Source organism: Streptomyces sp. NTD107, assembly GCF_059510435.1.
On sequence record NZ_JCAJZV010000001.1, the window covers coordinates 375683 to 396631 of the forward strand.

The 20949-nt window shown below is 74.4% G+C and carries 13 protein-coding genes; 10 read left to right on the forward strand and 3 right to left on the reverse strand.

What is annotated here, in order from left to right:
• Positions 1-100 precede the first annotated feature (100 nt).
• The 5 genes from argC to AC5WRL_RS01640 are packed head-to-tail and all read left to right on the forward strand — an operon-like array spanning position 101 to position 4973.
• Positions 101-1129 (forward strand): N-acetyl-gamma-glutamyl-phosphate reductase, encoded by a 1029-nt coding sequence (argC, locus tag AC5WRL_RS01620; RefSeq protein WP_496086791.1) that lies wholly within the window; start codon positions 101-103, stop codon positions 1127-1129.
• Positions 1126-2283, forward strand: a complete 1158-nt coding sequence (gene argJ, locus AC5WRL_RS01625) for a bifunctional glutamate N-acetyltransferase/amino-acid acetyltransferase ArgJ (protein WP_496086396.1) — start codon at positions 1126-1128, stop codon at positions 2281-2283. Before argC ends, argJ begins: the two co-directional genes overlap by 4 nt.
• Positions 2280-3206, forward strand: coding sequence for an acetylglutamate kinase (gene argB, locus AC5WRL_RS01630; protein ID WP_496086397.1), 927 nt, complete (start codon positions 2280-2282; stop codon positions 3204-3206). The genes argJ and argB overlap by 4 nt, the downstream gene beginning before the upstream one ends.
• Complete coding sequence (locus AC5WRL_RS01635; RefSeq protein ID WP_496086398.1) at positions 3203-4411, forward strand: acetylornithine transaminase; 1209 nt, start codon at positions 3203-3205, stop codon at positions 4409-4411. The genes argB and AC5WRL_RS01635 overlap by 4 nt, the downstream gene beginning before the upstream one ends.
• Positions 4412-4439: 28 nt before the next feature.
• On the forward strand, positions 4440-4973 hold the full coding sequence (locus AC5WRL_RS01640) for an arginine repressor (protein WP_496086399.1): 534 nt from the start codon (positions 4440-4442) through the stop codon (positions 4971-4973).
• A 140-nt stretch (positions 4974-5113) separates the two neighbouring features.
• Here AC5WRL_RS01640 and AC5WRL_RS01645 read toward each other — a convergent pair whose 3' ends face one another.
• Both AC5WRL_RS01645 and AC5WRL_RS01650 read right to left on the reverse strand, forming a co-directional pair.
• The gene (locus AC5WRL_RS01645; protein WP_496086400.1) at positions 5114-6157 is read right to left on the reverse strand and encodes a polyprenyl synthetase family protein; all 1044 of its coding nucleotides are present in this window, start codon (positions 6155-6157) and stop codon (positions 5114-5116) included.
• A 204-nt stretch (positions 6158-6361) separates the two neighbouring features.
• Positions 6362-6913, reverse strand: a complete 552-nt coding sequence (locus AC5WRL_RS01650; protein ID WP_496086401.1) for a GNAT family N-acetyltransferase — start codon at positions 6911-6913, stop codon at positions 6362-6364.
• A 295-nt stretch (positions 6914-7208) separates the two neighbouring features.
• On the opposite strand from AC5WRL_RS01650, the gene argH reads away from it, so the two are divergent.
• Positions 7209-8642: an argininosuccinate lyase gene (gene argH / locus AC5WRL_RS01655; RefSeq protein WP_496086402.1), complete on the forward strand. Its 1434-nt coding sequence runs from the start codon at positions 7209-7211 to the stop codon at positions 8640-8642.
• Between the two features lie 61 nt (positions 8643-8703).
• On the opposite strand, the gene AC5WRL_RS01660 is transcribed toward argH, so the two are convergent.
• Entirely contained in the window at positions 8704-9705 is a 1002-nt protein-coding gene (locus AC5WRL_RS01660) for a Gfo/Idh/MocA family protein (protein ID WP_496086403.1), read from the reverse strand.
• A 159-nt stretch (positions 9706-9864) separates the two neighbouring features.
• Here AC5WRL_RS01660 and AC5WRL_RS01665 point away from each other — a divergent pair, with 159 nt between their 5' ends.
• The 4 genes from AC5WRL_RS01665 to AC5WRL_RS01680 are packed head-to-tail and all read left to right on the forward strand — an operon-like array spanning position 9865 to position 20880.
• Complete coding sequence (locus AC5WRL_RS01665) at positions 9865-10716, forward strand: DUF4132 domain-containing protein (protein WP_496086404.1); 852 nt, start codon at positions 9865-9867, stop codon at positions 10714-10716.
• Complete coding sequence (locus tag AC5WRL_RS01670; protein ID WP_496086405.1) at positions 10713-15743, forward strand: hypothetical protein; 5031 nt, start codon at positions 10713-10715, stop codon at positions 15741-15743. Before AC5WRL_RS01665 ends, AC5WRL_RS01670 begins: the two co-directional genes overlap by 4 nt.
• On the forward strand, positions 15740-16915 hold the full coding sequence (locus tag AC5WRL_RS01675; RefSeq protein ID WP_496086406.1) for an ATP-binding protein: 1176 nt from the start codon (positions 15740-15742) through the stop codon (positions 16913-16915). Before AC5WRL_RS01670 ends, AC5WRL_RS01675 begins: the two co-directional genes overlap by 4 nt.
• Before the next feature lie 2 nt (positions 16916-16917).
• Complete coding sequence (locus AC5WRL_RS01680; RefSeq protein ID WP_496086407.1) at positions 16918-20880, forward strand: DUF5682 family protein; 3963 nt, start codon at positions 16918-16920, stop codon at positions 20878-20880.
• Positions 20881-20949 lie beyond the last annotated feature (69 nt).

The window sequence follows — 20949 nt, forward strand, 5'->3', positions numbered from 1 at the left end:
GACACAAGATCCGCCGGCCGGGCAGGTGTCCCCCATTCGTGTGATTGCATAAAACTGCTGAGCTACGTATAGTCATGCCATAGCTGATGAGGAGGCGATGGTGGCCATGCGTGCTGCGGTGGCAGGGGCGAGCGGATATGCCGGTGGGGAGATCCTGCGGCTGCTGCTGGGGCATCCGGAGATCGAGATAGGGGCACTGACCGGCCACTCCAACGCCGGGCAGCGGCTGGGCGGGCTTCAGCCGCAGCTGTATCCGCTGGCCGACCGGGTGCTGGAGCCGACCTCCGCCGAGGCGCTGGCCGGGCACGATGTCGTCTTTCTCGCGCTGCCGCACGGACAGTCCGCCGCCGTGGCCGAGGAGTTGGGCGAGGACACGCTCATCGTCGACTGCGGCGCAGACTTCCGGCTGGCCGACCCAGGGGACTGGGAGCGGTTCTACGGCAGCCCGCACGCCGGGACCTGGCCCTACGGGCTGCCCGAGCTGCCCGGGGCGCGGCAGGCGCTGCGCGGGGCACGGCGGATCGCGGTGCCCGGCTGTTACCCCACCGCCGTGTCGCTGGCGCTCTTCCCCGCCTACGCGGCCGGCCTCGCCGAGCCGGAAGCCGTGATCGTGGCGGCGACCGGCACCTCGGGCGCGGGGAAGGCGGCCAAGCCCCATCTGCTGGGCAGCGAGGTCATGGGCTCCATGAGCCCCTACGGCGTCGGCGGCGGGCACCGGCACACTCCGGAGATGATCCAGAACCTCTCCGCCGTGGCCGGCACCCGGATATCGGTCTCCTTCACCCCCACCCTCGCCCCCATGTCGCGCGGCATCCTCGCCACCTGCTCGGCCAAGGCGAAGCCGGGGGTCACCGGCACCGCGCTGCGCGAGGCGTACGAGAAGGCGCTGGCCGGCGAGCCGTTCGTCCGGCTGCTCCCGGAGGGCCAGTGGCCCGCCACCGCCGCCGTCTACGGGGCCAACACCGCGCTGCTCCAGGTCGCTCTCGACGAGGCAGCCGGCCGCATCGTCGTCATCAGCGCCATCGACAACCTCACCAAGGGCACCGCCGGCGGCGCGGTGCAGAGCATGAACATCGCCCTCGGCCTCCCCGAGGAGCTGGGACTTTCGACGATCGGAGTCGCGCCATGAGTGTGACGGCAGCGCAGGGATTCCAGGCGGCGGGCATCGCCGCCGGGATCAAGGAGAACGGCAACCCGGATCTGGCGCTCGTCGTCAACCAGGGCCCGCGCCGCGCGGCTGCCGGAGTCTTCACCTCCAACCGCGTCAAGGCCGCCCCCGTGCTGTGGTCCGAGCAGGTGCTCAAGGGCGGCCAGGTCTCCGCCGTCGTCCTCAACTCCGGCGGCGCCAACGCCTGCACCGGCCCGCTCGGTTTCCAGGACACCCACGCCACCGCCGAGAAGGCCGCCCAGGCCCTGGGCGCGGAGCACAGCGCCGGGGAGATCGCGATCGCCTCCACCGGGCTGATCGGCCTGCGGCTGCCCATGGACGCGCTGTTGCCCGGCATCGACACCGCCGTCGCCGCGCTGTCCCGGCACGGCGGCGAGAAGGCCGCCATCGCCATCAAGACCACCGACAGCGTGCACAAGACCGCCGTCGTGGAGGGCGAGGGCTTCACCGTGGGCGGTATGGCCAAGGGCGCCGGCATGCTCGCCCCCGGGCTCGCCACCATGCTGGTGGTGCTCACCACCGACGCCGACCTGCCCTCCCCGGAGCTGGACCGGGCCCTGCGCGCCGCCACCCGCACCACCTTCGACCGGGTGGACTCGGACGGCTGCATGTCCACCAACGACACCGTGCTGCTCCTGGCCTCCGGGGCCTCCGGCAGCACCCCGGCCCACGAAGCGTTCGCCGAGGCCGTCCGCACGGTCTGCGCCGACCTGGCCCGGCAACTCGTCGGGGACGCCGAGGGCGCCTCCAAGGACATCCGGGTCGAGGTCATCAACGCCGCGAGTGAGGACGACGCCGTCGAGGTGGGCCGCTCCATCGCCCGCAACAACCTCCTCAAGTGCGCCATCCACGGCGAGGACCCCAACTGGGGGCGGGTGCTCTCCGCCATCGGCACCACCTCCGCCGTCTTCGATCCCGACCGGCTCAATGTCGCCATCAACGATGTCTGGGTCTGCAAGGACGGCTCCGTCGGCGAGGACCGCGACCTGGTCGACATGCGATTCCGCGAGGTCCGCATCACCGCCGACCTGGCCGCCGGTGACGCCTCCGCCGTCATCTGGACCAACGACCTCACCGCCGACTACGTCCACGAGAACAGCGCGTACTCATCGTGACCGACCAGCCCGATACCCCCACCCGTACCGCCCGCAAGCACACCGCGCAGCCCAAGGCCCGCATCCTCATAGAGGCGCTGCCCTGGCTCACCCGTCACCACGGCAAGATCGTCGTCATCAAGTTCGGCGGCAACGCCATGATCGACGAGGACCTCAAGGCGGCCTTCGCACAGGACGTCGTCTTCCTGCGGCACGCCGGGCTGCGCCCCGTGGTGGTGCACGGCGGCGGGCCGCAGATCACCGCCCACCTCGACCGCCTCGGCCTGGAATCCGAGTTCAAGGCCGGGCTGCGCGTCACCACCCCCGAGGCCATGGACGTGGTCCGCATGGTGCTGGCCGGCCAGGTGCAGCGCGAGCTCGTCGGGCTGCTCAACCGGCACGGCCCGCTCGCGGTCGGGCTCACCGGTGAGGACGCCCACACCATGACCGCCACCAAGCGCTACGCCGACATCGACGGCGAGCGGGTGGACATCGGCCGGGTCGGCGAGATCGCCGCCGTCGACACCGGCGCCATCGAGGCGCTGCTCGCCGACGGCCGCATCCCCGTCATCTCCTCCATCGCCCGCAGCGCGGACGACCACCACATCTACAACGTCAACGCCGACACGGCCGCCGCCGCCCTGGCCGCCGCGCTGGGCGCCGAAACGCTGATGGTGCTCACCGATGTCGAGGGCCTGTACGCGGACTGGCCGGCCAGCGACGAGGTCATCAGCCGGCTGACCGTCAGCGAGCTGGAGCGGCTGCTGCCGGAGCTGGCCAGCGGCATGGTGCCCAAGATGGAGGGGTGCCTGCACGCCGTACGCAGCGGGGTGCGCACCGCCCGTGTCATAGACGGGCGGGTCCAGCACTCCATCCTGCTGGAGATCTTCACCGACGAGGGCATCGGCACGATGGTCGTGCCGGACCAAGGAGAGCCGACATGAGCAGCAACCAGGACCTGATCGGGCGGTGGCAGGGCGCCCTGATGGACAATTACGGCACCCCCCGCATCCCGCTCACCCATGGTGAGGGTGCCCGGCTGTTCGACGCCGACGGCAAGGAATATCTGGACTTTGTCGGCGGCATCGCCGTGAACTCCCTGGGCACCGGGCACCCGGCTGTGGTGCGCGCGGTCTCCGACCAGATCGCGCTGCTCGGCCATGTCTCCAACCTCTTCATCGCCGAGCCGCCGGTCGCGCTCGCCGAGCGGCTGCTGGCCCTGGCCGGCCGCCCGGGCCGGGTCTACTTCTCCAACTCCGGGGCCGAGGCCGTCGAAGCGGCCTTCAAGCTGGGCCGGCTCACCGCCCGCCCGCACATGGTGGCCACCGATGGCGGCTTCCACGGCCGCACCATGGGCGCCCTGGCGCTCACCGGCCAGCCGGCGAAGAAGCGCGGCTTCCAGCCGATGGCCGGCGACGTCACCCATGTGCCGTACGGGGACGCCGAGGCGCTGCGGGCCGCCGTCACCCGGGACACCTCGCTGGTCATCATCGAGCCCGTGCAGGGCGAGAACGGGGTGATCGTGCCGCCGGCCGGCTATCTGGCCGCCGCCCGGGAGATCACCCGTGCCACCGGCACACTGCTGGTGCTGGACGAGGTGCAGACCGGCATCGGTCGCACCGGTCAGTGGTTCGAGGGCCTGGCGCAGGGGGTGGAGGCCGACATCGTCACCCTCGCCAAGGGCCTGGGGGGCGGGCTGCCGATCGGTGCCACGCTCGCCTTCGGCCCGGCCGCAGAGCTGTTCGGCCCCGGGCAGCACGGCTCCACCTTCGGCGGCAATCCGGTCTCCTGCGCGGCGGCGCTGGCCGTGCTGGACACCATCGAGTCCGAAGGACTGCTGACCCGGGTACGGCGGATGGGGGAGCGACTGCGGGAAGGCATCTGGCAGTTGGGGCACCCACTGGTCGACCGGGTCAGGGGTGCCGGGCTGCTGCTGGGTATCGTGCTCACCGAGCCGCTCGCCGCACAGGTGCAGCAGGCCGCCCAGGAGGCGGGCATTCTGGTGAACGCCGTGGCGTCCGACGTGGTGCGGCTGGCGCCACCGCTGATCATCGACGAGGCGGAGGTGTCGGCATTCGTCAGTGCCCTGCCCGGGGTGCTGGATGTGGCGGACGCGCAAGCGAAGGCGGCGGCACTGGCCCGCCGCTGATCGTGATGGACCGACCCGGAGAGGGAGCATGACCGATGACCGGCTGGGCAACGGCCCGTCCGTACCGCAGACCCGTACGGCCCGGCACCGCAGGATCGTCGACATCCTCAACCGGCAGCCGGTGCGCTCACAGAGTCAGCTGGCGAAGGTGCTCGCCGACGACGGGCTGAGTGTCACCCAGGCGACGCTCAGCCGGGACCTCGATGAGCTGGGCGCGGTGAAGATCCGCAACATCGGCGGCGAGCTGATCTACGCCGTGCCCAGCGAGGGCGGCTTCCGCACCCCGCGGGCGCCGCTGGGGGAGTCGGCCAAGGAGGACCGCATGGCCCGGCTGGCGGGGGAGCTGCTGATCTCGGCCGAGGCATCGGCCAATCTCGTGGTGCTCCGTACGCCGCCGGGCGCGGCACAGTTCCTGGCCTCCGCCATCGACCAGGCGGAGGTGCACGACATTCTGGGCACCATCGCGGGCGATGACACGCTGCTGCTGATCAGCCGCGATCCGGTGGGTGGTCAGTCCCTGGCGGACCATCTGCTGCGGGTGGCACAGAAGCAGCAGGAATAGGCCCGCCCCACGGACACCGCCCGGCCCGCGGCCGGGCGGTGTCCGTGGGCCCGGCCGGGATCAGCCGGCGCGCCGTGCCCGGAGCCGGCCCGCGTCCGGCGCCCGCGGCGCGGCGGTGCCGGCCCCGGCCGGCAGGCGCGTCAGCGGTCGCGGTGGCAGGCGAGTTCGGCCAGTGCGGTGAGGCGTTCGGCCGCCTCCGGCGCCGGGCGTGCCGACCGCAGGGCGGCCAGCGCCCTGTCCAACTCCTCGCGGGCGGTGCGCTCGGCCCAGGCCCGGCCGCCCGCCTCCGCCACCAGGCGGCTCAGTTCGGTGACCTGGCCGGCCTCGCCCTCCGGGTCCGCGTACAGGGCGGCGAGCCGCTCCCCGGCCGGGGTGCCCGAATCCAGCGCGGCGACCACCGGCAGCGACTTCTTGCGGCTGATCAGATCGGCGCCGGCCGGTTTGCCGGTGACGGCCGGGTCGCCCCAGATGCCCAGCAGATCATCCGTCAGCTGGAAGGCCATCCCCAGATGGGTGCCGAACCGGTGGAGCAGATCCGCCTGTTCCAGGCTGCCGCCACCCCACAGCGCGCCCAGCGCGCAGGAGACGGCCAGCAGGGCGGCGGTTTTCTGCTCGGTCATGGCCAGGCATTCGGCGAGGGTCACCTGGGAGCGTTCCTCGAAGCCGATGTCGGTCTGCTCGCCCTCGATGAGCCGGGTGGTGGCCTCGCTCAGCCAGCGGATGCCGGTGACGGTGTGCGGCTGCGGCGGGCCCTCGCACAGCACCCGGCCGGCGTGGATCAGCAGGGCGTCGCCGGCCAGCAGTGCGGCGGATGACCCGAACACCGTCCAGGCGGTCGCCCGGTGCCGGCGGGTGGTGTCGCCGTCGAGGATGTCGTCGTGGAGCAGTGAGAAGTTGTGCACCAGCTCCACCGCGACGGCCGGCAGCAGGGCCGAGGCCGCGGTGCCGCCGACCGCCTCGGCGCAGGTCAGCACGAGGGCCGGACGCAGCGCCTTGCCCTGCGGGGCGTTCTCGGGCCGGCCCGCGCTGTCCACCCAGCCGAAGTGATACGAGGCGACCCGGGACACGGGCGCGGGCAGCCGCTCGGTCCAGGACCGCAGCGCCGGGTCGAGGAGCTCGCGGGTACGGATGAGGGTGTCCTTGGCGGTGTGCTGCCCAGACGCCAGGTCGGGGACGGGGGTCATGGACGTGGTCTCCATTTCCTCGGCTGACGGATGACCGGGGACGGCTCCGCCGGGCCGGCGGGCGGCCGGCCCGGCGGTGACGCCTGGCGCTGTCAGCTTGACCGCTTTTAGGACAGGGCGGAACAGCGCATTCCGGATCGAATTCACGCCGGGCGCGCTCCCGTGCGCCGGCTTGGACCACCGTCGCGCGGCTGACCTGCGGGCTCAGCGTTCCCGCTGCCGCCATTCATCGGCCAGCAGTGCCCAGATCTCCAGATCCTGCCGTTCGCCACCCATTTCGAACACGCTGCGCATGGTGCCCTCGTGCGTCATCCCCAGCCGCTCGGCGACCGCGATGCTGGACGCGTTGGCGGGATTGACGTGCCAGACCACCCGGGACAGACCGCGTACCTCCACGGCCCAGTCGATCATGACCTCGGCGGCCCGGGTCACCAGTCCCCGGCCCTGGGCCGCCGGGGCCAGCCAGGCGCCCAGCTCGCAGGAGCCCTCCCCGGGGCTGAAGAGGTGGAAGATCATTCCGCCCACCAGGACGCCGTCCAGCCGGATCGCGTAGATCCGGGGTCCGTCGGCGGCTGTGCGGTCCGCGTACTGCTGGAGGAAGACCCGGGCCGACGCGGTGTCGGTGACCTTGTGGGCCCAGGGCAGCCACGGGGTGAGATGCTCGCGTATCGGCTCGGCGTACGCGGCGAACTCCGCCGCCTGCCAGGGTTCGAGGGGGCACAGCTCGGCGCCGTCGCCGAGGGGGTGACTGAGCACGGGGGCTTCCTCCGTGGGTGTCGGACCGCAGTGATCCGGTTCAGCGTATGACGGCCGCGCCCGGGGCTCCGCCGGTGCACCTGCCGACGACACCAGGCGCGGGCGGAGACGGTTTTGACGGGCCATGCGGAGGGATGCATAATTATTCGAGCCAGCGTATGCATCCGAAGGAGAGACCCGTGACCGAGCGCGTCGCACTCGCCCACTCGGGAGGGCTCGACCAGTCGATGTCCAAGGGCTTCATCGAGATCTCCGGCATGTCCGGCAAGATCGCCGCACGACGGGACCAGGCAAAGTGACCGACACCGCATCCAACGACGTCAAGCTGTGGGGCGGCCGGTTCGCCGACGGCCCGGCCGCCGCTCTGGAGAAGCTCAGCGCCTCCGTCCACTTCGACTGGCGGCTCGCCCCGTACGACATCGCCGGATCCCGCGCCCACGCCCGGGTCCTGCACCGCGCGGGGCTGCTCACCGGCGATGAGCTGGAGCGCATGCTGACCGGGCTCGACCGGCTGGCGGCCGATGTCGCCGACGGCTCCTTCACCGGCACCATCGCCGACGAGGATGTGCACACCGCCCTGGAGCGTGGCCTGCTGGAGCGGCTGGGCCCCGACCTCGGCGGCAAGCTGCGGGCCGGCCGGTCCCGCAACGACCAGGTCGCCACCCTCTTCCGGATGTATCTGCGCGACCACGCCCGGATCATCGGCGGCCTGATCGCCGACCTCCAGGAGACCCTGGTGGGCCTGGCCGAGGCCCACCCGCAGGTCGCCATGCCCGGCCGCACCCACCTTCAGCACGCCCAGCCGGTGCTGTTCGCGCACCATGTGCTGGCGCACTTCCAGGCGCTGTCCCGGGACGCGCAGCGGCTGCGGCAGTGGGACGAGCGCACCGCCGTCTCGCCGTACGGCTCCGGCGCGCTGGCCGGCTCCTCGCTCGGCCTGGACCCGCAGGCGGTGGCGGCCGACCTCGGATTCGAGGGCGGCTCGGTCGCCAACTCCATCGACGGCACCGCCTCCCGGGACTTCGTGGCCGAGTTCGCCTTCATCACGGCGATGATCGGCGTCGATCTGTCCCGGATCGCCGAGGAGATCATCATCTGGAACACGAAGGAGTTCTCCTTCGTCACCCTCCACGACGCCTTCTCCACCGGCTCCTCGATCATGCCGCAGAAGAAGAACCCCGACATCGCCGAACTGGCCCGGGGCAAGTCCGGGCGGCTGATCGGCAATCTCACCGGGCTGCTGGCGACCCTCAAGGCACTGCCGCTCGCGTACAACCGGGACCTCCAGGAGGACAAGGAGCCGGTCTTCGACTCCTGCGACCAACTGGAGATCCTGCTCCCCGCCTTCACCGGGATGCTGGCCACCCTCACCGTCCACCGGGAGCGGATGGAGGAGCTGGCGCCCGCCGGATTCTCGCTGGCCACCGACATCGCGGAGTGGCTGGTCAAGCAGGGGGTGCCGTTCCGGGAGGCGCACGAGAGCGCCGGCGAATGCGTCAAGGTCTGTGAGGCGGCGGGCATCGAGCTCGACCAGCTCACCGACGAGCAGTTCGCGAAGATCTCACCACGGCTGACCCCGGAGGTGCGTACGGTCCTCAATGTGCCGGGCGCGCTCGCCGCCCGGGACGCCCGCGGCGGGACAGCACCCTCCGCCGTCGCCCTGCAACTGACCGAGGCCAAGGCCGATCTCGCCGTACAGCGGCAGTGGAGCCGCCCGACCGGGGACTGACCGGATCGCCGCGAGCCGGGGGCGGCGCAAGACCCACCGCCCCCGGCTCCGCTGCTGCCCGCTATTCCCCCGGAAAACGCAGCCCGATCCGCTCCCGGGCCGCGTCCAGGGTCCGCATCACCGCGAGGCTGCCCTCCAGCGGCACCAGCGGGGACTCGGTCTCGCCCGCCCGCAGCGCCCGCATCACCTCCGCCGCCTGATGAGCGTACGTCTGATGCGGGCCGAAGTCCGCGAACTCCCGCGGCTGCGCCCCCTCCCGGTGCAGGGTGAAGCGGTCCGGAAAGAAGAACCCGCCGGGCAGCTCGATCCGGCCCGCCGAGCCGGTGACCGACGCCCGGTTCGCGGTGCCAGCCACCAGTGAGCAGGTCAGCGCCGCCAGCGCCCCGCTGTCGTAGCCGAGCAGCAGCCCGGTGTTCTCGTCCACCCCGCCGCTCATCCGGGCCCACGCCGTGACGTGCTGCGGCTCACCGAGCAGCAACTGGGCGAAGGACACCGGATACACCCCGAGATCCAGCAGCGCCCCGCCGCCGAGCGCCGGATCGCGCAGCCGGTGCTCCGGCGGGATCGGCCCGGCCAGACCGAACTCGGCGTGCACGGAACGGATCTCGCCGATCGCCCCGTCCCGTACCAGCTCGGTCAGCCGGCGGATCGCCGGATTGCAGTACATCCACATGGCCTCCATCAGGAAGAGGCCACGCTCCCTGGCCAGCGCCACCAGCTCGACCGCCTCGGCCGCGTTCAGGGTGAACGGCTTCTCGCACAGCACCGGCTTCCCGGCGAGCAGCGCGGTACGCACCGCCGCGTGGTGCGCGCTGTGCGGGGTCGCCACATACACGACGTCCACCCGTGGATCCTCGGCCAGCTCCCGCCAACTGCCGTACGCCGCCGGCAGCGAGAAGCGCTCCGCGAACCGCCGCGCCGACTCCGCGGTGCGCGAGCCGACCGCGACCACCTCGGCGTCCGGCATCGCCATGAGGTCCGTGGTCACCGAAGCGGCGATCGAACCGGTCGCCACAATGCCCCAGCCAAGGGGGGATATCGGGCTCTGCGTGGCCTCGCTCATCCGGCGCTCCTCCGTGCTGCGGACCGGCTCCGGCCCGCGTTGTCAGTGGGTCCCCCTACAGTTCGATCATCGTAGGCACGGTGCGGCCGTGCCGGGAGATCCGGGCCCGATCCGGGCGGCCGGACGCTGCCTTCGGGCAGGTACAGGGGAGGGACGGCGATGGGGTGGATCAGCGCGGGCGCCTATGAGGTGGCGCTCGACGACGGCGGCAAGGTCATCTGCCGCAACGCGAAGGGCCGGCAGCTGAAGTCCGTGCCCGCGAAGATCGCGGACGACCCGGCGGTCATCGGGCTGCGGCAGCTGACCGAGTGGCTGGACCGGCATGAGCGGGAGTGCCTGGCCACGGTGGAGCGCTGGATGATCCGCTCCCTGCCGGTGCCCGCCGCCGTCCTCGTCGCACTGTGGCCGGACACCGCCTGGCGGGCGGCGCTGCGCGACCTCGTCATCACCGACGACGGCGGCGAGGTGGCCGGCTATCTGCGGGACGCCGACCCCGCGCGGGGCCTTGGCCTGGTCGACCTGGACGGCGACAGCGTCCGCATCACACCCCAACAGATCCGGGTGCCGCACCCGGTGCTGCTGGCGGACCTGGACGAACTGCGGGACTTCGCCACCGAACTCGACCTGCGGCAGGGCGTACGGCAACTGCACCGCGAGGTGTTCCGGCGCACCGGTGAGGACCCCGGCGCGCGGTCCGTGGACACCTACGCCGGGGGCGTCTACCGGCAGTTCCGGTTTCTCGCCGGCCGCGCCGTCTCGCACGGCTACCGGGTACGCGGCGGCCAGGCGGTCTGCCCCGTCTTCGAGGACGGACGCACCGTCGAGGCCCGGGTATGGCTCGGCGACCCCGGCTACGACGAGGCCGAGACCGGGCCGCTGAGCTGGACCACCACCGACGGGGCCGCGCTGCCCCTCGGCGAGATCGGACCGGTCGCCTGGTCCGAAGGCATGCGCATGGCCGCCGACCTCTACGCCGGCCGGGACATCGAGAGCAGTGAGGAGCGGGCATGAGCGGCACCGAGGCCACCACCCCCACCACCACCGAGCGGCGGGCCGCCGCGCTGCTGGAGGCCGGCGCGATCCTGCCCGCCGGCAGCCGGTACGCGGACGACACCGACACCCTGACCGCCCGCGGCTACCGGCACCCGCTGCTGGCCGGCCGTACCGTCGTCCGCCTGGTGCCGGGCACCCTCGGCCCGGCCGAGGACCTGGCACTGGACTTCCTCGGCCTCACCCGGGAGACGGACGCCCCCACGGTGGGCCAGGTACGCCGCGAAACACTGGGCTTCCCCGCCTGGGCCCTGGTCAACGACCCCGCCAACGGCCACCACGCGCTCGCCCTCGTCCAGGACATCGAACGGCTCGCGGCCATGGCCGCCACCCGGGCCGGCGCCGCCAAGGACGGCTTCGACGAACTCGGCACCCGGCTCGACCGCTCCGCTCCGCACTTCCTGCCCACCTTCTACGAGCAGGCCGCCCGGGTTTTCCTCGCCCACGACAACACCAGCTACGCGGCGGCCTTCTTCGGCAAGGCCCGGGCCGCCGAGCGGGTGCACTCCCTGGACATCGACGAAGCCCGGCAGCGCGCCGTCTTCCTGGAGTTCGCGTTCGCCGGCGCGCTCACCGTCAAGGCGCTCAAGGAACATCTCAAGGACCTCACCGGGCGGCTGCCCGCCGACGCGGCCTGGGCCCAGTTCCGGCAGCTGACGGTGGAACGCTGCGCCGCCGGCCTGCCCCCGTACGCCTCCCTCCCGCAGGACGCCCGCTCCCTCATCCGCGCGGCCGGCCTCGACCAGCACACCGAGGAACGGGCCCTGCTCACCGAACTGCTGGCCTCCCCGGCCGTCGTACGGGCCCCGCTCACCTTCTGGCAGTCCTACCGGGACGCGATCACCGCACTGGCCAGGGACGAACCGGCCATCGGGCGCCGGCTGCTGGAGTTCATCCCGGCGGCGGCGGCCGACCACGCCGCCGACACGCTGTGGCTGAGCCTGCTCGCCGACGCCGGCGCCCAGTCCATGCTGACCTCGCCGGAGGACGGCGGCCCCGGACAGGGCGTCGACGCCGCCGGCTGGCTCTCCCGCTGGGCGGCGCATCTGCGCAGCGACTGGCAGCGCTCCGGCCGGTCCGCCGACACCTATGAGCTGGTCGGCAGGATGGCGGCGCGGCTGCGCACGGCCGGCCGGCCCGTGACGATCGCCGCCGCCGGCCGCTACGGCCGCACCGATCTGGAACTGCTCGACGTGGCCCTGGCGCACGGCATCCCGGTGACCGGCCCCGAAGAGTCCGGGGGCTGGGGCCGCGACCTGGAGCAGTGGCTGGAGGAGCCCTCCGACCGCCGCCGCGACCTGGCGGCCGTCGCCGCCGACCCCCGCTTCGCCCCCCTGCTGTCGGAGGCGGTGGGCGGTATCGGCGGCCGAACCGCCGCACAGCAACGGCTGGAGACCATCAGCGCCCATCCCGTGCTGCGCCGCGTGCTCCACGACTGGCTGGCCGACCGCGCCCAGGAGTTCACCCGGGTCCCGGGCCTGCCGGCCGCCGAAGCCGCACTGAGCGTGCTGCTGCCGTACCGTACGGCCGCCGCCGAGGTGAACCCCGAGGCGGTGGCCCGGATCGCCGCCCACCGGCTGCCGCCCCTGCTCGCGCACACCCTGCGGGCCGGCATCATCGACGAACTCGGCTGGCCCGCCCTGGAGGAGGCGGTCCGCCGCCTGGATGCCACCGGCCGCTCCACCGGGCAGCAGGGCTGGTTCGTGCTGGACGAGTCCTCCTGGCCCGCGCTGATCCTGGCCAACCCGGAGCGGGCCCTGGTGGTGGGCCCGGACGGGATCCTGCTGGACCACGAACTGCGCATCCCGGCCCGGCTGGAGAGCTGGCACCGGCCGGCGTTCCACTACACCGACGGCGAACTGCTGGTCAGCTGGCCACAGGACGGCAAGCACCGCGCGTACTGGTCCGCCCGCCCCGCCGAGATCTTCACCCCCACCGGCGCCACGTCCGGCGGCTGGCGGCACGCGCCCGCGCCCACCTCGGTGCCGCTGCCCGGCGGCGGCACCGCCACCGGAGCGGGCACCCTGCGGGCCGGCGACACCAGGCTGCCGACCGAACGGTTCGTGATGAGCGACGGCATCGGCCACTGGCGGCTCTCCCACCGCAACCGCGCGATGTGGACCGAGTACGACCCGGCCACCGGCGAGGGCGGCCGGGCCTCGCTGCCCGCCTTCCTGGCCGACGCCGCGGAAGGCCCCGGCGCCCTGCTGGAGCAGAACTGCACGCTGCTGCCGATGACACCGGGCCTGGAACACACCCCGCTGGGCACCGGTGGCGGCCTGCTCGGCTGGTGGACCCGGTACGACGCCACCACCGGCGACGTACGGGCCGGCGGCACGGACGGCCGTAGCACGGTCCTGACCGGCGTCCGGGGCGGCTCCGGCGCGCTGCCCATCGGCTCCCTGCTGCTGCCCGGCGACGCACGGCCGGTGGTCGCCGTCCTGGGCGACCACGTCTCCCTGTACGACCACGGCGCCGAGCAGCGCACCGGAGCCCTGGGGCAGGCCCGGAAGGGGCGCGGCAACGACGACTTCGCCGCCGGCACCCCGCTGCTGCCGCCCATTGCCCACTGGCACGCGCTGCGGCCCCGCGACGAGCACGGCTCGCACGGTCTGCGCGGGCTGACCGACGAGCATGCCGCCCGGCTGATCGCCGCCATCGGCGCGGCGCTGGAGGACCGCGAGCGGGCCGAGCGCGCCGCACGTGCCGACGACACCCGCACCCCCGAACAGCAGGAGCGGCTGCGCCACGAGCGCGACCAGGCCCTGCGCGCGGCCGTCGCCCGGGAGCTGCCCCAGGTCACCGACCCCGAACTGCGCCGTGGCATAGCCGGCATCACGGCCTGCGCGGTACGGGTGGGCCGCTCCCGGGAGCGCTTCACCAGGCCCCCGCAGCCCGCCGAGCTCCAGCGGGAACGGGCCATGTTCGAGGACTACCGGCCCGCGCACGGTGAGGACCGCACCCTCGTGCGAGCCGTCGCCGGAGGCGGTGCCGACCTCTCCGGGGCGTACTTTCCGCAGAGCTCCTGGCTGACGCTCCAGCAGATCCGCGCCGTCCAGCAGGTGATCACCGGCCGTCCGGCGGACGGCCGCCCGCTGCCGAGGCCGCACCGCAAGGAGACCCTGACCGGCGGCTGGACCAGCGACGAGTCCACGGTTCCGGGCGGCGGCGGAAACTGGCCCCGGCTGCTGACCGCCCTGCCCGCCCTCGGCTACCGCGCCACCGCCCCCGCCACCGGCGAAGCCGGGCGCGAAGCACTCCTGCTGCTGCTGTCCGCCCTCGCGGAAGGACCGCTCACCGGCGCGCCCGGCACCGTACGCACCCTGAAGCTGCGCGCGGCCGGCCGCGACCAGCAGCGGGCCGGCCAGGTGCTCCGGCACGGCCCGCGCACCGTCGTCATCCTCGGCCGGCAGCGGGGCTGCCATGGCCAGGACCACGCCTGCTGGACCGCTCTGGACCACGACCCGCGCGGCACGTTCGGCCCCGTCGCCCACTTCACCCACAGCGAAGAGGAGAATCACGACGCCGCACTGACCGGGGAGCGGGCCGCCGAACTGGTCCGGCTGACCAGGGAGCGGGGCCCCGCCCCCTGGCGGCCCGAAGCCGTCGACGCGCTCGCCGCCGCCACCGGGATCGGCCCGGCCCGGGCCGCCCTGCTGCTGGCGGCGCTCCCCGCCGAGCCGGACGCCGCCACCGCCGCGTCCATCGGCCTCAAGGCGGGCACCGCCAAGACGGCGGGCGAACTGCTGACCGCACTCACCCCCCTCGGCGACTTCCCGGCGGTGGTCGCGGCCCTGCTCCCCGAGCGCCTCGCCGGCCTGTGGAACACCGGCCCCGACACCACCGGGGCAGCGGCGCGGTGGCAGCACCGGTTCGGTGGCCTCTTGCTGCCCACCGAGGACACCATGACCCAACTCGGCTCCGGCGCGGCCGAACCCACCCTGGCCGTGCTCAACCCCCGGCACACCCCCTGGCTCAGCCGCACCACCAGCCAGCGCCTGGTCACCCACCCCCGGCGGCACGGCGAGTACACCGAAGTCGCCGCCGACGACCCCACCGCCGTCCCCGGCCTGGCAGACCTCGGCCAAGCCGTCCGTACCCTGCTGCACCTCGCCTACGTCCTGCCGTACGGCGACCCGCTGCGCGCCGCCCTGCCCGGTGCCCTGGCCGCGCTGCGCCACCGGCTCACCGATCCGGGGCTGCTGCTCACCGTCGGAAGCAACTGGCTGCCCGACGGCAGGCCGCTGTCCGCGGCGCTGCGCACCGCTTACGGCATGCCCAAGGAGGGCGGCGCGGGCCCCGACGGCCTCACCCTGGCCGGTGAGGTGTTCGTCCTCGCCCCCTCCTACGGTTCCAGCGAGGCCGTCCTGATCCGGACCGCCGCGCTCAAGGGGCCGGACGATCCCGCGATCGACCTGCTGGCCGGGCTCAGCGGTTCCACCGCGCACAGCGCCCTGTGGCCCGTGCACACCATCCTCCGTGACGGCCTCACCGAAGCCACCGCCGCCGGCCGCGACCCGCTGCCGTTGGCCGGCTACGCCCAGCACCCCGAGCACTCCGTCCCCGACGTGGTCACCGAGGTGGCCGCCACCCACGGCCTGAGCCGGGACGCCGCCGCGCTCTACCTCCAACTGCTGGCCCTGCCCGACCCCACCGACCGCCGGCTCACCCGCTGGACCGGCTGGAAGCCCGCCAGGAACAAGCGCGCCCGGGCCGAACTCGCCGCCACCGGCCTGGTGGTGGCGGCCAAGCGGGCGCGGGCCGGCCGCACCCTGTTCCTGCCCGGCGGCTGGCAGCCGCACGACGCCCCTCAACTGCCCATGGAGATCTGGAAGCACGGCCTGTACGCCGGCTCCGCCCCGAACCGGCCGCTGCCGCTGGGCTCCGTACCCGCGCTGTTCCGGCGCGCCTGGGCCCGTACCACCGAGGGCGACGCCCCGGGCTACGAAGAACTCACCACCCGCGCCACCAGGAAGGGCCGCCGATGACCAGCGCCGGCACCGCACCGAGCACCGAACCCCGGCAGATCATCCCGCCGGAGGACCAGTACGCCACCGAACTCGCCTTCCTGGCCGCGCACGACGCCGGCCCCCGCCCGCCCGGCTGGCGGCTCACTCCGCACGCCGCCGTCACCTTCGTGATGGGCAGCGACGGGCAGCCCCTCACCCTGCCCGCCGACACCGTCACCCCCCTCGGAGTGCCGCGCCGGCTCGCCATCCAGCAGAAGTTCGTCGGCGAACGCGCCCTGGTGGAACGCTGCGTCATCACCCTGGCCGGCGAACGCGGACTGCTGCTGGTCGGCGAGCCCGGCACCGCCAAGTCCCTGCTCTCCGAACTGCTGGCCGCCGCCGTCTGCGGCACCAGCGCCCTGACCGTCCAGGGCACCGCCGGCACCACCGAGGATCAGCTCAGATACGGCTGGAACTACGCCCTGTTGCTGGCCCAGGGCCCCAGCCGCACCGCCCTGGTGCCCTCCCCGGTGCTCACCGCCATGACCGCCGGTGCGGTCGCCCGGGTCGAGGAGATCACCCGCTGCCTGCCAGAGGTGCAGGACGCGCTCGTCTCCCTGCTGTCGGAGCGGCGCGTCGCCGTACCCGAACTCGCCGGCGGCCCCGACGCCCAACTGCACGCCGCCCCCGGCTTCACCCTCATCGCCACCGCCAACCTCCGCGACAAGGGCGTCTCCGAGATGTCCGCCGCCCTCAAACGGCGCTTCAACTTCGAGACCATCGGCCCCATCGCCGACCTCGACGCCGAGACCGCACTGGTACGCCGCCAGTCCCGGGCCGCCGTCGAACGCACCGGCGCCCGCTACGGAGTCGACGACGCCGTCCTCGAAGTCCTGGTCACCGCCTTCCGCGAACTGCGCGACGGGCGCACGGCCGAGGGCTGGGACGTGGAACGCCCCTCCACCGTGATGAGCACCGCCGAAGCCGTGTCGGTGGCCACCGCCCTGGGCCTGGCCGCCGCCTACTTCCCCGCCGACCGCGACCTGCTGCGGCTGCTCCCCGGCCATCTGCTCGGTGTGGTCCGCAAGGACGATCCCGCCGACGCCGCCCGGCTGCTCGGGTACTGGGACGGCGCGGTACGGCGGCGCGCCGAAGGGGGCGCCACCACCTGGCGCACCCTGTGGGACCTGCGCGCGGTACTGGAGGACTGAGCATGCTCCGCAGCACGGATGCCACGGCCGACGCGGCCGACGCCGACCGCGCCCGGACCGTCCTCGACGGGCTCACCGACCCGGCCGGACCGCTGCTGATCGGCGTACGGCACCACGCCCCGTCGCTGGCGGCGGTGCTGCCCGCCCTGCTGGACGCAGCCGCACCCGAGGTGTTGTACGTCGAACTCCCGGCGGACCTCCAGGACTGGCTGCCCTGGCTCGCCGACGAGGAGACCCACGCCCCGGTGGCGCTGGCCGCCGTCCCCGCCCGGCCGGCCGACGGCAGCGACGTGGCGGCCCCGGCGTTCTACCCGTTCGCCGACTTCTCCCCGGAGCTGGTCGCCCTGCGCTGGGCCGCCCGCCGGGGCGTCCCCGCCGTCGCCGCCGACCTGCCGCTGAGCGACCCCGCCTGGCGGCACCCGCGGCGCGGCGGCCCCCGGCGCCCCGGACTCGAACACGCCATGCGGGCCCGGCTCACCGGGCGCGACGGCGAGGACCTGTGGGACCGGCTGGTCGAGGTCGGCGCCCCCGGCTCCACCCCCGAGGCGGTGCGCCGCGCCGCCCTGCTGGCCGGCTGGGCGCTGCGCCGGGACGCCGAGGACGGCCCCGGGATCGACCCGCTCGATCTGCGCCGGGAGGCATGGATGCGGGCCCGGCTGGCCGAGGCGGCGTCCGCCGGCCGCCGCGCGGCGGCGGTGATCGGCGCCTTCCACGCGCCCGCCCTCACGGCCACCGCCACCGCCACCGACCTGCCCGAGCCGGCACCCTCGATCGCGACCCCGCCCTGGACGGTCTCCCTCATCCCGTACACCTACGCCCTGCTGGACGAACGGTCCGGCTACCCCGCCGGCATCCGCGACCCCGAATGGCAGCACCAGGTACTGGCGGCGGCCGGCGACCCGGAGCAACTGGCCGAGGCCCTCACCCGCACCACCGTCCGGATCTGCGCCCGACTGCGCGCCCAGGACCATCCCAGCGGCCCGGCCGACGCCCGGGAGATCATCCGGCTGGCCACCGACCTCGCCCGGCTGCGCGGGCTGCCCGCACCCGGCCGCGGCGAACTCGTCGAAGCCGTCCAGACCACCCTGGCCCAGGGCGAACCCCTGGGCCGCGGCCGGGCCGTGTCCCGCGCGCTGGAGCGGGTGCTGGTCGGCGACCGTACGGGGCGGCCCGCCCCCGCCGCCCCGCGCGGCGGACTGGCCCCCGCCGTGGAGGTGGAACTCGCCGAGCTGGGGCTGCCGGGACCGGAGAGCGGCACCGCCCCGGCCGGACGCGAACTGCGCCTGGACCCGCACCGTTCGGAGCGCGACCGGCGCCGTGAACTGCTGCTGCGCCGGCTGACGGTGTGCGGCATTCCGTACGCCACGGAGCACGAGGTCGGCGCGACGGGTGGCGCCGAGGCCGTCACCACCCGCTGGCAGGTGGCCTGGACCCCGGCCACCGCCGCCATGCTCGCGGCGGCAGCGGTACGCGGGGTCACCCCGGCCCAGGCGGCCGAGGGCACGCTGCGGGACCGGCACCGTACCGAACGGGACGCCGGCGGCCCCACCGCGGCCCAGGTGATCGCCGGACTGCGCGAGGCCGCCGGCTGCGCGCTCGCGGCCCTGACCGCCGAACGCCTCGCCGAGACCGCGGCTGTCGTGCCCGCCTCCGGCACCCTGCCCGAACTGCTCGCGGCGCTCACCCTGCTGGACCGGCTGCGCGAGCCCGCCGACACCGTCGGGACCACCGTCACGCTGCTGACCGGCGCGGCCGTGCGGCAGCTGGACGGGCTGACCGGCTCCGAGGACCCCGCCGATGCCCGCGCCCTGCTGGAGCTGGCCCACCGCGCCGACCCGGCCGGGGGACTGCGGCTCACCGACGCGCTGGCCCGGCTGGCCAGGGACGGCTCACCCCTGATGTCCGGTGCCGCGCACGCGGTACGGGTGCTGCTGGGGCAGCAGCCGCCGCAGGAGTTGGGTGAGCGGGTGGCGTCCTGGATCGACAACGCCACCACCCCGGCCGCCCGTACGGCCCTCACCGCCCGGCTGACGGGGCTCCTGACCGCGGCCGGGCCACTGCTGGAGACCGCGGCCCAGGCGCTGGCACCCCTGCTCGACCGGGTGGCCGAACTGCCCGACCAGCCCTTCCTGGCACGCCTCCCCGCCCTGCGCGGCGGCTTCGACACCCTCAGCCCGGCCGCGCGGGACCGCCTGCTGGCCGCTGTGGAGGACGAACTGGGCACCCCGATCGCCGCTTTGCCCGACACCGACCCCACCACCCTGGCCCACTGGACCACGGCCGACCTGACGGCCCACGACTCCCTGGCCGCCCTGGGCCTGCTGCCGGCGCCGACCGACGACATCGGGGAAGCGCCCGCCGGGCCCGTACCCATGGGAGCAGCCGCGCCGATCGCGGCCACGCCCCGCCCCGGCGGCCCGGCACTCCCGACCGGCCCGGCGACCGCGCGCGGTGCGGCCGGCTCGACGGCGAACGCGGACCCGGGCGGCATCCCCGGCACCCCCGCCGTGGCGGCGGGGATCACGAACGGTGCCGGGACACCGGCCGAAGCATCCGGTCCGGTGGCGGACACCGACCCGGCCGGCGCGACTCCCGCCGCCGGTCCGACGAGGGCGGCCGGCCGGGGGGCCACGGCCGGTTCATCCGCCTCCACGGCGGACGCGGACCTGGCCACGGCCCACCTCGGAATCCCTGCCGTGGCGCTCACCCCGGCGGAGACCACGTCGGGTGCCGGGAGGCCGTCCGGTGCGTCCGCGCCGACGGTGGCCCCGGCGACGGGCGGCCCCGGGAACCGGGACGCGGGCGGTGCCGTGACGGCTCCGTGCGACGGCCCCACGCCCGGCAGCGGGCCACGCGCGATCCCGCCGCGCGACCGGTGGCGGCTGGTGCTCGGGCGGGGTACGGAACGGCTGCCCGCGCGGGCGCGCTCCATGGCCACCGCGCTGGACGAGCTGTACGGGGCCGGTCGTGGAGAAGGCGCGGGCGGCGATCTCATCGGTGGCACCGGTGCCGGTGGCGGGCGTGAGCCCGCCTACCCCGGGGTCCGTGAGTGGGCCGGCGAACTCGCCGCCCTGTTCGGCCCCGGCATCCGCGAGGAGGTGCTGGCCGCCGCCGTCGCCGCGGGCCGCACCGATGCCGTCTTCGCCCTCGACCCGGACCGGGCCCGCCCCTCGGTCGACCTGCTGCGCACCGTACTGCGCCACGCGGGCGGCCTCCCCGAGGCTCGGCTGACCGCGCTGCGGCCCCTGGTACGGCGGCTCGTCGACGAGCTGACCCGGCAACTCGCCACCCGGCTGCGGCCCGCCCTCACCGGCACCGCCCTGCCCCGGCCCAGCCGCCGCCCCGGCGGCGGGCTCGACCTCGCCAGGACCGTACGCGCCAACCTCGGCACCGCACACCACGGCCCCGACGGCCGCGTCCAGCTCCTCCCCGAACGCCCCGTCTTCCGCAGCCGCGCCCGGCGCACCGCCGACTGGCGGCTGATCCTGGTCACCGATGTCTCCGGATCCATGGAGGCGTCCACCATCTGGTCCGCCCTGACCGCCGCCATCCTGGCCGGAGTGCCCACGCTGAGCACCCACTTCCTGGCGTTCTCCACCGAGGTCGTCGACTTCACCGACCAGGTGCACGACCCGCTCGGCCTGCTCCTGGAGGTCCGGGTCGGCGGCGGCACCCACATCGCGGCCGGGCTGCGGCACGCCAGGACCCTGGTCACCGTGCCGTCCCGCACCCTGGTGGTCGTCGTCAGCGACTTCGAGGAGGGCTATCCGCTGGGCGGGCTGCTCGCCGAGGTCCGCGCGCTGGTCGACTCCGGCTGCCAACTGCTGGGCTGCGCCAGTCTCGACGACGCCGGACGCCCCCGCTACAGCACCGGTACGGCCGGGCAGCTCGTCGCCGCCGGGATGCCCGTCGCCGCGGTCAGCCCACTGGAACTCGCCCGCTGGGTGGGGGAGAAGATCCGGTGAGGGCTCCCCACGAACCGGCGGCCCGTACCGCCGGCACCCCTCCGTCCCCGCCCTCCGCAAAGGCATGTG